The organism is Actinokineospora terrae (assembly GCF_900111175.1).
GTDB lineage: Bacteria > Actinomycetota > Actinomycetes > Mycobacteriales > Pseudonocardiaceae > Actinokineospora > Actinokineospora terrae.
This window is the reverse complement of record NZ_FOGI01000013.1, coordinates 184,279-198,419: the sequence shown is the minus strand read 5'-3', so window position 1 is coordinate 198,419 and position 14,141 is coordinate 184,279. Positions and strand designations below refer to the sequence as shown.

Below are 14,141 nucleotides of genomic sequence, written 5' to 3'. Positions count from 1 at the left end.
CCCCGGAACCAACCCGGGGAACCACGCGAAACGAGCCGGTCGTGTCACTCGGCAACATCACCGGGCGGCACGGTGCCAAGTAGTCCCAACCGGACACTCGTCCGACCAGCGGACGACAAGAGCCCAGCGGTCGTGCGCTGGGCACGGACCGCTGGGCGGGTGGTGTCGGACCAGTGCCCGGGGTCAGTCGCAGCCGGTCGCGCTGGTGGCCGTCACCGGCTTGGTGGTGTACGGGCACTGGAATCCGATCCAGCGCAACCGCGGCCAGGTCTGCGCCCACGGGCGCACCGGGTCGCGGCAGACCAGGAACTGCTGACCACGGTCCGAAACCGGGAGGTCGAGGGTGAACGCGCCGCGCTGCTCGCACGAGGCGAACAGGTCGGAGAACAGCGCGCGGTCGACACCGATGGCGATCACGACGGTCTTGTCGTCGGTCGGCACACCGAAGTCCGCGTACGAGTTGTGGCCGCTGTACGCGCGCGGCAGGCCGAGGTCGGCGCCGTACCGGTCCAGTGCCCCGGCCTGCCCGTAGTGGTTGCCGTAGAACACCGCGCGGGCCTGGTCCTCGGCAGGCAGCGACCGGTACACGGCCGCGGCCTGCGCGGCGAGTTCCGGCCAGCCGACCTGGTCGAACTGCACGAAGGACGAGTTCTGCAGCACGCCGTCGTCGGCGTAGGCCTGGATGGGCAGCACGGGCAGGGTCAGCACCGCCGACAGCGCCGCGTTGGCGACCAGCGCCACGCCGATGACCACCTTGCGGGTCACCGTGCGGGTCCACCCGTCGACCACCACCGCACCCGCGGCGAGCAGCACGAACTGCAATGCCGACGCGTAGTTGGACGGTCCGCCGGTGATGATCAGCAGCGCGATCATCACCGGGAAGGCCACCGCGACGAACCGGTACGGCCGCCACCGCGGCCTGCGCAGCAGCGCGACGAGCCCGGCGACCCAGAACGGGGTCAGGAACAGGCCCATGATGAGGATCAGGATGGGCAGGAACGACACGACGGCCAGGTCTTCGAGGGCCTTGGACACCGCGGCGGCCATCTCGAACTGCGGCCAGCCGTGGAACGCCTGCCACAGCAGCACCGGCGCCGGGATGACCAGCGCGATCAGCACGCCGAGCGGCAGCCACTTGCCGCGCAGCAGGTCGCGCGGACCGCAGACCAGCACCGAGACAGCCAGCGAGATCAGCAGCAGCGCGATGAGGTACTTGCCGTAGAGCCCGACGCCCACCACGGCACCGATGGCCAACCACAGCTTGAGGTTGCGGGTGCGCGCCATCCGGATCGCCAGCAACAACACGCCGACCCAGGACAGGGCGTCGAAGTCGTTGGTGGTCAGGAAGTGCCCGGTGTTGGCCACGAACCCGCTGGCCGCCGCGGCCGCCGCGGCGAGGAACTGGGCCCGGCCGGTGCCGCCGACTTCGCGGGCGATCAGCGCGGAGAGCACGACCAGCGCGGCCGCGACCAGCGCCGGGGCGACACGCAGCGCGGTGACGGTGTCGCCGAAAAGGATCGTCTCCAGGCGTGCCACGAGCGCGGGCAGCGGCGGTTGGTCGATCTGCGCCCAGGCCAGGTGCTGGCCCGCCACGCGTGTGTACAACTCGTCGAGCAGGTACCCGTGCCTGCCCGCCAACGCCATCAGCGCGGCGAACAGCAGTCCTGCGACGACGAACACGGAACGCCAGGCGATCGGCGCCAGTACGCGTTCCGGCGGTATCTCAGTGTCCGATGTGGAGGGCAACGAGGATGGGGAGGTCAGCACGGGGGATCCGTTCTTCGCAGGGACATGCTCGCAGGCCGGGTGTCCGAACGAACCCGCCCCGGTGCGGGATCAGGTCGGGGAGAGCGCCACCAGGGCGGCGCGGTCGACCTTGCCGTTGGCGTTGAGCGGCAGCGCGGGCAGGTGCGTCAGCCGCTCTGGCACCATGTGCGCGGGCAGCCGTTCGCGCAGCCAGTGGGTGAGCTGCCGGTCGGACATCTCGGCTCCGGTGTAGAAACCGGCCAGCCGCACCGCGTCCCCCTCGCGCAGTGCGACGACGATGGCCTGGGTGACGGCATCGTGGCGGGTCAGCACGGACTCGATCTCGCCGAGTTCCACCCGGTAGCCGCGGATCTTGATCTGCTGGTCCAGCCTGCCCAGGTGGACCAGTTCGCCGTGCTCCCAGCGAACCCGGTCGCCGGTCCGGTAGTACTCCGCTGGCCCTGGGACCGCGCTCGACGACTCGATCCAGCGGCCGTCGTCGTGGACCAGGAACCGCCCCTGGTTGTCTTCCGCGCGCACATACCCGTCGAACCGCTGGACGCCGCGCACGCACAGTTCGCCCTCGTCAGCGGGGAAGCCGTCCTCGCCGACGACGACCGCGGCCAGGAAGTCGTACACCGGTCCGATCGGCACGGTGTCGTTCGACGTGGTGGGCCACCGCGCGGGGTCGGCGGGCAGGCGGTAGCGGGTGCAGGCGACGGTCAGCTCGGTCGGGCCGTAGACGTTGTCGATGGGCGCGCTCGGGTTGAGCCGTTGCCACGCCGCCGCTTGCGCGTAGGTCAGCTGCTCGCCGATGAACACGCTGTGCCGCAGGGTGGTGACCCGGCGGGCGGGCAGCGCGCCGAGGCCCGTGCTGACCGATACCGCTGATGGCACGGAGAACCAGTGCGTGATGGCGCGGTCGACCAGGTGGTCGACCGGGTTCAGCAGGTCCTCGCGTTGCGGGCACACCAGGGTCGCGCCGCTGCTCCAGGTGGCGAACAGGTCGAACACCGACGGGTCGAAGGTCAGGTCGAAGGTGTGCGAGGTGCGGCAGCCGGGTTCGAGGCCGTAGTGGTCGGCGTTGTGCGCCACGTACGCCGCCGCCGCGCGGTGGGTGATCGGGACACCCTTCGGCGTGCCGGTGGACCCGGAGGTGAACAGCACGTAGGCGACCGCGTCGAGGTCCGGGCGGTACCCGGGCAGGTCGCCTCGGTCGAGGTCGGGCACGTCGTCGTCGGCCAGTTCGAACACCGAGCCCGCGAGGTCGGCCAGGTCCCCGTCGAGCTGGTCGGCGCCGGACTCGTCGGCGATCAGCACGTCCGGGCGGGCGGTGCGGCAGATCAGGGCGTTGCGCCTGGCCGGGTACCGCGGGTTGAGCGGCACGACGGCGGCACCGAGCCGAAGGGCGGCGAGGTACCCGGTGAAGGCGACCAGGCTGCGGCCGGCCAACAGCGCGATCCGGGGCTGTGCGGTGCCCGCGGCCAGGGGCAGTGCGGCGGCGAGGGCCTCGGCGTGGGCGTGCAGTTGCCGGTAGGTCACCGCCCAGTCGCCGACCTCCAGCGCGACGACGTCGGGGAACCGTGCGGCGGTGTCGGCGAACCGCTGGTACAGGGTGCGTTCGGTCATCAGGGCTTCCCGAGTTCTCCGTGGGGTGATCACGTGCGCCGGGCCAGGCGGCCGGTGACCTGGAGGGAGTGGATCTCGCCGGTGCCCGGGTGCCGGAGGAAGCGGCCGAGCAGGGGCAGCGTGCCGGTGCGGGCGGTGGTGGTGAACTGGTCGCTGTCGTAGCAGGTCAGCTCCGCACCGGGCTCGGCGTCGGCGGCTAGGTGCAGGCGGCCTGCGTCCGCGGTGACGGTGTAGCTCTCGGACCCGTTGGTGTAGCGGCCAACGGCGTCGGTAGGGCCAGCCACCGGGTCGCCTGGGTCGACGAGGCGGGACATGGAGTGGTGGCCGATCTCGATGCCGAGTTCGGCGACGAGCGCCTCCCAGACATCCACGCCGGTGTTGGCGTTGGTCAGCAGCGCGACAACCGTGCCGCTGTCGGGTTCGACGCGCAGGTGCGACCACGCGCCATCACCGGTGCCGTCGTGGCCGAACCACTCCGGCCCGCTGCTCCGGTAGAGCGACCACCCCGCACCCCAGCCATCGGCCAGCCCGAACGGCCCTGCGGCCAACCCGGCGGTCTCATCGCGTCGCATGTCCTTGGCGCGCCCGGGGTCCAGCAGTCCGGGCCCGGGGTGGCTGGGCAGGTGGGCCTCGGCGAACCGCACCAGATCGGTGGCACTGGCGGCTAGTGCGGCAACCGGTTCCTCCAACGCGGTGACGGTCTGCGCGGCAACCGGGACGACCGCGCCGTCGCGCAGCACAGCGTGCCCGGTGATGGGACCGCGCGCGACGGGGCCGAGCACGAACGAGGGCTTGATGTCCAACGGCCGCAGCACCATCGACTGAACGGCCTCACGCCAGCCCATGCCGGTGACTTCCTCGATGAGCAGGCCTGTGAGCAGGTAGCCGGTGTTGGCGTAGGAAAACGCCGTTCCCGGCTGATGCGCCACGGCATGCCCGGCCCGCGTCCCGGCCCAGCGTCGGCGGGTGGTGCCGGTGGGCAGTTCGTCGACGTTGGCGGCGAGCCCGGCGGTGTGGCTGAGCAGCCAGCGCAGACTGACCTGCCCGGTGGCCGTGCCGCGCACCTCACGCAGATACTCCCCGATGGGTTCGTCGAGCTCCAGATCGCCATCGGCCACCAGCATCATCGCCGCGGTGGCGGTGAACGGCTTCGTGAGCGAGCCGACCGGGAAGGCAGACCCGGCGGTCACCACGCGACTGGTACCGGAGGTCTCCACCCCGGTCTCAGCGGTGATCACCTCGCCCCGCCACCGCACGGCGAGCTGCGCGCCCGGCACGGAGTGCACGGCCGCCAAGCGGCTCAGCAGATCGGTCAACGTCCGGCGATCCACGACAACTCCCCCTCGACGATCGCATCGCACCGGCGGGCGGCGGCAGTGAACGGCTCGGTCAGCAAGCCGACCGGGAAAACAGACCCGGCAGTGATCACGCGGCCACTACCCGAGGTCTCCAGCCCGATCTCGACGGCCGGCCGCGCGCCCGGCACTTTCTGCGCCACCGCCTGCGCGATCTCCGGGTCGGTCGAGGTGTCGAACCAGTCCGACACCGCCTCGTCGTCCACCTGCGGCACCGACGACGCGGGCTCCGGGTGCACGGCCGCCAAGCGGGTCAACAGATCGGTCAGCGTCCGGTGGTCCACGGTGCTCACGGCAACTCTCCCTCGACCGTCGCATCGCACTGGCGGGCGATGGCGGTCAGGGCGGCCAGGAACTCCCCCGCCACACGCTCGATGGTGGTCAGGTCGTGGACCGCGGTGGAGTAGTGCCAGTCGAACGACAGGCGGCCGTTCCTGGCGGCGCCGACGATCTCCAGGAGCTGCAACGCCTTCTCGCCGGAGTGCTGTTCGGCGCCTGCGCTGTCGTGGAAGGCGTGGTAGAGGGAGCGGCCGTCCACGCGGGTGATCTCGTCGATGTGGCTGTGGTAGTTGAACACCACTTGCGGGTGGGCACGCTCCGCCAGCACTCCGGACGGGCTGAGGTGGGCCAGTGCGCCGTGGCTCAGGCCGTTGGCGGGTACCGCGCGCAGGCCGCGGCGCACCGACTTCACCAGCGACGCCCAGTCGTCGCCCTCAGGCACGGCGAGCAGCACCGGGTAAGAGGTGGTGAACCAGCCAACGGTACGGGACAGGTCGACGTCGTCGAAGATTTCCTCGCGGCCGTGGCCTTCCAGTTCGACCAGCAGCCGGTCCGAGCCGGTCCACCGGCACAGCGACCACGCCAGCGCGCCGAGCAGCACGTCGTTGACCCGGGCGCGGAAGGTGCCGGGGGCGACGTGCAGCAGGGTCGCGGTGTCCTGCTCGGTCAGCGAGAACCGCAGCACCCGCCGGGAGGACACGACATTGAGCCCGTCGTGGTCGACCGGGAGCGGGGTCGGCGCGGGCAGGCTGGCCCAGTGCTGGAGATCGTCGTCGAAACCACCGTCGATGACGTGCCCGGCCAGCCGCAGCGCCCAGTCGCGGAACGAGGTCGTCTTGGCACCGAGTCGGACAGGCTCGCCCGCGACGGCCTGGCGGTACGCGGTGTCCAGGTCGTCGCTGAGCACGCGCCACGACACGGTGTCGATCACCAGGTGGTGGGCGGTGATGTGCAGCCACGGGCGGACGCCGGGGCCGCAGTCGAACAGCACCGCCCGCAGCAGCGGCCCGTTCGCCAGGTCCATTGTGGAGTCCGCGTCGACCGAGAGCTCGCGGATCACCTCGGCGCGGTCGGCCTCGGCGACGGCGGACAGGTCAACGCACCGGAGCACCTCCCCCGCTTCCGCAGCAGCGTTGTACTGCGTCCACCGCCCGTCCTCGACGGTGTAGCGCATGCGCAGGGCGTCGTGGTGGTCGAGCACGGCGGCGAACGCGGCGCGCACGGCGTCCACGTCGACACCCTCGACCAGTTCGACGAGGACGGCCTGGTTGAAGTGGTGCGGCGCGACCGGCTCGCGGTCGAAGAACGAGCGCTGGATCGGGGTCAGCGGCACCGCGCCCTCGACCACGCCCTGGTTGGCCACGACCCGCTCGCCCTGGCCCGCCACCGCGGTCAGCTCGGCGATGGTCGGGTAGCGGAACAGGTCGCTCGACGAGATCGCCAGGCCCGCCTGCCTGCTGCGGAACACCACCTGGATGCTGAGGATCGAGTCGCCGCCGAGGTCGAAGAAGTTGTCCCGGGCACCGATCCTGTCGACACCGAGCACGTCGGCCCAGATCGCGGCCATGGCCTGTTCGTCGGGGCTGCTCGGGGCCACGTGCGGCCGGTCAGCGGACCCCGTGACGGGGGCGGGCAGCGCTCGGCGGTCGACCTTGCCGTTCGGCGTGAGCGGGAACCGGTCGAGGACGACGAACGCGGCGGGCACCATGTGCTCGGGCAGCGCGGCGGCCACGAACGCCCGCAGCTCGACCGGATCCAGCTCACCGTCAGGCACGACGTACCCGACCAGTTGCTTGCGGCCGGGCCGGTCCTCGCGGACGACGACCGCGGTCGTGGCCACCCGGGGGTGCCGCGCGACGGCCTTCTCGACCTCGGCCAGCTCGATCCGGAAGCCGCGGACCTTGACCTGGTCGTCGGTGCGCCCGACGAACTCCAGGGTGCCGTCGGGGCGCCTGCGCATGAGGTCGCCGGTGCGGTACAGCCGGGACCCGGGCGGCCCGAACGGGTCGGCGACGAACCGCTCGGCGGTCATCCCCGGCCGGGACAAGAAGCCGCGGGTGACGCCGTCGCCGCCGATGTAGGCCTCGCCCGCGACACCGACCGGGACCGGGTTGAGGTCGCGGTCGAGCAGGTGCACGGTGGCGTTGGCGACCGGCCGCCCGACCGGCACCGCCACCGCGCCTGCCGGGATCTCCTCGACCGGGGAGCAGGTCGCGGTGACCGAGCACTCGGTGGGCCCGTATGCGTTGACGATCCGCAGGTCGGGCAGTCGGTCGAGCACCTTGGCGCAGTGCGCGGGCGAGAGCGCCTCGCCGCCGCAGACCACCTTCCGCAGGCCGGAAAGGATGCCGGGGTCGGTGTCGGCGATGGCGTGGAAGAACCCGGCCGCGAACGACATGGCGGCGACGTCGTTGGCCCGCAGGAAGTCCGCGAGCTCGTCCACCGAGTGGAAGCCGCCGGGCCGCACGGCCAGGCAGGCGCCGGTGAGCAGGGCGTTCCAGATCTCGTTCTGGGCGGCGTCGAAGGAGACGGAGTGGTGCTGGGCGATGACGGGCGCGCCGCCGAAGGTGTGCTCGCCCTCGGCGAGGACCAGCCGCACCAGGCCCCGGTGGGTGATCATCGAGCCCTTGGGGACGCCGGTCGACCCAGAGGTGAAGATCAGCCCGGCGAGGTTGTCCGGGTGCACAGCCACCGCGGGTAGCGCGGCCGTGGCATCCCTGGGCCCGTCGAGCAGGAACACCTCCGCCGCCGTGGCCGGAAGCCGGTCGACCAGGCGGGACTCGGTGAGCACCAGCGGGACGGCCGTGTCGGCGAACAGGTGGGCCACGCGCTCGGCCGGGTAGCCCGGGTCGACGGGCACGTAGGCGCCGCCCGCCTTGAGCACGCCGAGCAGCGCGGTGATCATGTCCGGACCGCCGTCGAGGAACACCGCGACCGGGACTTCCAGTCCCACACCGCGCGCCGCCAACTCCCCGGCCAACCGATCGGCGCGAGCGTCGAGTTCGCCGTAGGTGAGTCGGACGTCCCCGCAGACCACGGCGGGAGCGTCCGGGGTGCGGCGCGCGTGGTCGGCGAAGACCTCGTGCAGGCACCGGTCCGGGTACTCGGCCGCGGAGTCGTTCCAGTCGACCACGAGCCTGCGCAGTTCCTCGCCACCGACCGCGGGAAGACGTGACAGCGGCACGGTCGGGGACTCGACCAGGTCCGACAGCGTGCGCAGCAGGTGCTCGGACATCCGCGCGGCGGTGTCCCGGTCGAACAGGTGCGGGTCGTAGCCGAAGCGCATGCTCAGCGCGCCGGTCAGCTCGGCGACGCAGGTCAGGGCGAAGGTGGACGACTCGGCGCTGGTCATCGACCGCGCGACCAGCCCGCTCTTGCCCGCCGCGTCGGCGTCCCACGGGTAGTTCTCGAACACGACGGCGCTGTCGAACAGGCCGCTGCCCTGCTCGACCTCGCTCCACTGCCGCACCTGGGCCAGCGACACGTGTTCGTGCTGGCGGGCGTGGACCTGCTGCTCCTGGATCCGGCGCAGCCAGGACGCGACGTCGAGGTCGCGGTCGAGGGTGATGCGGGCGGGCAGGGTGTTGATGAACAGGCCGATCATGTCGTCGGCCCCGGCGAGGTCGGCGGGCCTGCCGGACACGGTGGTGCCGAAGCAGACGTCGCGTTCGCCGCTGAACCGGGCGAGCAGCAACGCCCACGCGGCTTGCAGGATCGTGTTGACCGTGACCCGGCTGTGGCGGGCGAAGTCGACCAGCCGGGCGGTGTCACCGGTGCTCAGGGCGAGGTCGAACCAGGCGGAGTCGTGTGTCTGGTGCGCGCGGGTGGGGACGCGGTCGAACGGGAGCGGGGTGGGCGCGGTGAACCCGGCCAGCACGCCGCGCCAGTGCTCCGCCGCCGCGTCCTGGTCCTGCTCGCCGAGCCACCGCACGTACTCCCGGTAGGGCCTGCGGGACTTGGGGGCGACCGGGGTCCGCGCGGCGTACTGCTCGTAGACGTCGGAGAGGACCTCAGCGAAGCTCCAGCCGTCCAGCAGGATGTGGTGCGACGAGCAGAGCAGGAACACGCTGGTGTCGCTGGTCCGGGCCAGGTGCAGGCGCAGCAGCGGCGGGCGGGTCAGGTCGATCCGGGTGTGCTTGGCCTCTTCCCACAACGCCCGTTCGGCTTCGTCGCGCTCGGCCCCGGTCAACCCGCGCCAGTCGTGGTGCGCCACCGGCAGCCGGACGCCCTTGTGGACGACCTGGCGGGGTTCGCCCGCCTCGGCGCCGGACACGGCGGTGCGCAGGACCGGGGTCGCGTCGAGCACGCGCTGCCAGGCGTCGTCGAGGTCCCGGGGATCGGTGACGCCGTCGAGGTGGACGCCGAAGTGGGTGAGGTAGATGTCGGTGTCGTGCCCGCCCAGGGAGTGAAACAGCAGGCCGTTCTGCATGGGGGTCAGCGGGTAGACGTCCTCGACCAGGGGTCCGTCGCCCGCGATCCGGTCGACGCCCGCCTGGTCGAGCCCGGCCAGTGGGAAGTCCGACGGCGTGCGGCCACCGGTGCCCGGCTCGGCGCAGTGCTCGACGATCTCGCGGAGCGCGGCGGTGTACTCCTCGGCCAGGCGCGCGATGGTGGCGTGGTCGTGGCGGGCGGTGGAGTACTCCCAGTCGAACCGGAGCCGCCCTTCGCGGACCATCCCGACGACCTCGATCAGATTGGCCCGGGCGAGGTCATCGCCCTCGTCGCGGACCGGACTGGTCAGCCAGCGCCGGTATGGGGCGCCGTCGTCGGTCTCGTCCAGGTCTAACCGGCCGTGATAGTTGAACCCGACCTGGCACTCCCCCACCTGCCGGAGGCCGGAATCCTCGGCGAGGTAGCGCAAAGCGCCGTAGCCCAGGCCCGCGGAGGGTACAGCGCGGAGGCATTCCTTGACGGTCTTGATGGTGGCGGCCCAGTCGGGTCCGGGGGTGAGGGCGACGGGGTAGATCGTGGTGAACCAGCCGACCGTGCTGGACAGGTCGACGTCGAGGAACAGGTCTTCGCGGCCGTGGCCCTCGATTTCGACGCCGATGGAGTCGCCGCCGGTCCAGCGGGTCAGCACGGTGGCGAGAGCGCTGAGCAGGATGTCGTTGACCTGCGTGCGGTAGGTGTCGGGCACGTCCTGCAAGAGGGCGGCGGTTGTGTCCGGGTCCACCTCCACCGACACCACAGCGGAGCTGCCGACCAGGTTCGGGCCGTCACCGTCGACCGGAAGAGGCTGGTCGACCTTCACAGCGGCCCAGTACTCGCGCTCGGTGTCGAAGCGGCCCGCCACGACGGCTTCGTGCAGCCGCTCCGACCAGTGGCCAAACGAGCTGGTGCGCGCAGGGAGTTCGGGAGCGCGGCCTTGCACGGCGGCGGCGTACGCCTGTGCGAAGTCCGCGAGGATCACGCGCCAGGACACGCCGTCGACCACGAGGTGGTGCGCGGCGAGGAACAGCCTCGGGGCGTGATCGGAGGTGAACAGGATGGCGGCACCCACGGGACCATCGGTCAGCCGCATACCCTCCTGCGCGGCCAAGGTGGCGGTGCGGATGGCGCCCTCTCGATCCTCCACAGTGGACAATTTCACCGACCGCAGGGTCACGCCGTGGCCGGACTCGGTGTAGTGCTGGCGCCAGCCATCGGCCGTGTGCTCGAACCGGAGGCGGAACGCGTCGTGGTGGTCGAACACGGCACTCAGCGCGGTGTCCAGCGCGGCGAGGTCGACCTCGGGCGCCAGTTCGAGGAACACCGACTGCGTGTAGTGCGCCGCGCCGTCAGGGAAGCGCTCGAAGTACCAGCGCTGAACCGGGGTCAGGCGAGCCTCACCAGTCGCGGGGCCAGCCACGGCAGTGGGCGTCTCATCCACGGTGACCACGCGCGCCAGTTCGGCGATGGTCTGGTGCAGGAAGATCTGCTTGGCGCTGAGGCGCAGACCGGCCTGCCGGGCCCGGGACACGACCCGCAGGCCGACGATGGAGTCGCCACCGAGGCCGAAGAAGTTGTCGGTGACGCCGATCGCGGCCCGGTCGGCGCCCAGCAGGTCGGCCCACACCTCGACGAGCACGGTCTCCACGTGATCGCGGGGCGCCACCCGGTCCGCCGCACCGCGCACCTGCCACTGGGGAGTCGGCAGGGCGCGACGATCGAGAGTGCCGTTCGGGGTCATCGGCAGCGCGTCGAGGACGACCAGCGCCGAGGGCACGGCGGGGTCGGGCAGGCTGTCGGCCAGGAACGCGCGGAGCCCGGCCAGGTCAGGTGCACCACCAGCGGCGGGCACCGCGTAGCCGACCAGGCGATCACGGCCGTCGTCAGCACGCCGCACGGCCGCCGCGGCAGCGGAAATGCCCGCGTGGCGGGCCATCGCGGTCTCGACCTCGCCGAGTTCGACGCGGAACCCGCGGACCTTGACCTGGTCGTCGACCCGGCCCGCGATCTCCAGGGTGCCGTCTGCGCGCCACCGGCCGACATCGCCCGTCCGGTAGAGCCGAGCCCCGGGGGTCGTGGCGAACGGGTCGGCGGTGAACCGCTGCTCGGTCAACTCGGGACGGTTGAGGTAGCCCTGGGCGACGCCGTCGCCGCCGACGTGGATCTCGCCGGGCACGCCGACCGGCACCGGGCGGCCGTGCGGGTCGAGGACGTAGACCTTGGTGTTGGCCAGTGGTCGACCGATCGGCATGATCGCCGGGCCGTCCTCGCCGACCGACCGCACGTCGAACACCGTCGAGTCCACAGTGGTCTCGGTGGCGCCGTAGTTGTTGGTGACCACGGTGTCCGGCCCGAGGTGGGCCAGCACCTGGGCGCAGTCCTCGACCAGCCAGGGCTCGGACCCGATGGCCAGCACGCGCAGCGCGGCAAGACCGCCGACCCACTCCGGTTCCTGGGCGACCGCCTTGAGCAGCGACGGCGTCGTGATCAGGATCTGCGGCGCCTCCGCAGCCACCAGCGCGGCGAGCGCGGGCGGGTCGGTCATCACCTCGGCGGGACCGACCAGCATCTCGCCGCCGAACAGGGCCGAGAGCAGGAAGTCGCCGAAGAACAGGTCGACACCGAGGCTGGACACCGACAGGCACCGCCCGCGCAAGGCGCTCAACCCGTAGCGGTCGTCCCAGGCGTGCACGATGAAGTGCACGTTGCGGTGGCTGATCCGCACACCCTTGGGCTTGCCGGTCGACCCCGAGGTGTAGACGACGTACGCCAGATCGTCCGGCGACACCTCGACACCAGGCGCCGAATCGTCCGAAGTGGACTCGACTTCGTCCGGGAAGAGCAGAACGGCGCCGGTTCCGGTGACCCGGTCGCGCAGCGCACGCTCGGTGATCACCACCGGAACCGCGGCGTCGGTCAGCATCTCGGTCACCCGCCGCGCCGGGTACTCGGGGTCCACCGGCACGAACGCGCCACCGGCCTTGAGCACACCCAGCAACGCGACCACGGCGTCCACACCGCGATCGAGACAGACCCCGACCAGCACGCCAGGCCGCACGCCCAGCTCCACCAGGCGGTTCGCCACCTGGTTGGCCCGGGCGACGAGCCCGGCGAAGGTGAGCCGGTCGTGCCCGCTGCGCACGGCCACGGCGTCGGGGTGCAGTGCGGCGCGGTCGTCGAACACCTCGTGGATCGGGCGGACCGGCCCGGTCGCCAGCTCGCGGCCCTGCCAGCCGACCGTGAGGTCGTGCCGCTCGCGCTCGGTCAGCATGGCCAGCCCGCGCATCGGCTCCTCGGGAGCGCGGACGGCACTTTCCAGCAGCACCAGCAGGTGCCTGCCCATGCGCTCGACGGTGACCGCGTCGTAGAGGTCGGTGCTGTACTCGACCGAGCAGGTCAGCGCGTCGCCGTGGTCGTCGAAGTCGAACGCGAGGTCCAGCTTGGCCACCTCGATGGGCGGCTTGACCTCGCTCACCACCAGCCCGGGGATGGTGGGCACGGTGTCGGCGGTGTTCTGCAGGTTGACCATGACCTGCACCAGCGGCGGCCTGCTCGGGTCGCGCTCCGGGCGCAACGCCTCGACCAGCCGGTGGAACGGCACGTCGGCGTGCGCGAACGCCTCCAGCAGTGTCGAGCGGAACGCGGCGAGGAACTCGGTGAACGTCTCGGCCTCGTCGACCCGGGAGCGCAGCACCACGGTGTTGATGAACAGGCCGACCAGGTCGTCCAGCTCGGGCAGCTCGCGGCCCGCGGTGACCGTCCCGACGGCGATGTCCCGCTCCCCGGAGTACCGCGACAGCAGCACCGTGGTCGCCGCGGCCAGCGGCATGAACAGGGTCGACCCGCTCGCCACGGCCAGTGCGCGCAGCCGGGAGACCAGGTCGGCGGGCAGGTCGAACACGTGCACCGCGCCCACGGGTGTGCGCACGGGTGGCCGGGGCCGGTCGGTCGGCAGGTCGAGGGGTCGCACGCCGTCGAGGACCCGGCGCCAGTGGTCGAGACCGTCCTCGAGCGCGCCGCTCGAAGCCCGGACCTGCTCCCACGCCGCGTAGTCCGGGTATTGCACCACCAGGTCAGGCAGCTGCGGTGCCGTGCCCTGGACCTCTGCGGTGTAGACGGCGGCCAGCTCACTGAAGAGGCGTCCGGTGGACCAGCCGTCGCCGACGATGTGGTGCATGGTCAGCGCGAGCACGTGTTCCTGCTCGGCGACCCGCACGACCTGCGCGCGCAGAACCGGACCGGTGCGCAGGTCGAACGGTGTGGCCATCTCGGCCCTCAGGTGCTCCAGCACAGCGGCTTCGCTGTCGCCGTCAAGCACAGGGACCGGCACCGGGGTGTGGTCGCGCACGATCTGCACGCCACGGCCGTCGATCGACTCGAACGTGGTGCGCAGCGACTCGTGCCTGCTGACCACGGTGTCGACGGCGGTGGTCAGGGCGTCGAGATCGAGGTCGCCGCGCAGCCGCAGCGCCCAGGTGGCGTTGTACTCGACGCTGCCGGGGTCCAGTTCGGCCAGGAACCACAGGCTCTGCTGGGCCGAGGACAGCGGCAGCGGACCGCCGCGCCGCACCACCGGCACGGTCGGCACCGGGGCCGCCTGCGGTTGGGTGCCCGCGAGCCTGCGCAGGGCTTCCGCGCGCAGGTGCTCGGGCAGGGCGGCGAGCTTGTCATCCAAAGACGTCACGGGGAGGTCCCTTCCAAGTC

General features: G+C 71.8%; 5 protein-coding genes. All 5 read right to left on the bottom strand.

The genetic code is table 11. The annotated features are described in order from the left end of the window. Nucleotides 1-183 precede the first annotated feature (183 nt). The 5 genes from BMY07_RS27570 to BMY07_RS27550 all read right to left on the bottom strand — a co-directional run bounded on the left by BMY07_RS27570 (nucleotide 184) and on the right by BMY07_RS27550 (nucleotide 14,121). A complete protein-coding gene (locus BMY07_RS27570; protein WP_143073674.1) occupies nucleotides 184-1,767 on the bottom strand; it encodes a glycosyltransferase family 39 protein in 1,584 nt (527 codons plus the stop codon). Between the two features lie 69 nt (nucleotides 1,768-1,836). Further along, a complete protein-coding gene (locus tag BMY07_RS27565) occupies nucleotides 1,837-3,375 on the bottom strand; it encodes an amino acid adenylation domain-containing protein (protein WP_092785018.1) in 1,539 nt (512 codons plus the stop codon). A 29-nt stretch (nucleotides 3,376-3,404) separates the two neighbouring features. After that, nucleotides 3,405-4,706: a serine hydrolase domain-containing protein gene (locus BMY07_RS27560; RefSeq protein ID WP_177215812.1), complete on the bottom strand. Its 1,302-nt coding sequence runs from the start codon at nucleotides 4,704-4,706 to the stop codon at nucleotides 3,405-3,407. Further along, nucleotides 4,688-5,023 carry a hypothetical protein gene (locus tag BMY07_RS27555; protein ID WP_092785010.1) on the bottom strand — a complete coding sequence of 112 codons (336 nt, stop codon included), beginning with the start codon at nucleotides 5,021-5,023 and terminating at the stop codon, nucleotides 4,688-4,690. The genes BMY07_RS27560 and BMY07_RS27555 overlap by 19 nt, the downstream gene beginning before the upstream one ends. Beyond that, a complete protein-coding gene (locus BMY07_RS27550) occupies nucleotides 5,020-14,121 on the bottom strand; it encodes a non-ribosomal peptide synthetase (RefSeq protein ID WP_092785007.1) in 9,102 nt (3,033 codons plus the stop codon). The genes BMY07_RS27555 and BMY07_RS27550 overlap by 4 nt, the downstream gene beginning before the upstream one ends. Nucleotides 14,122-14,141: the final 20 nt, after the last annotated feature.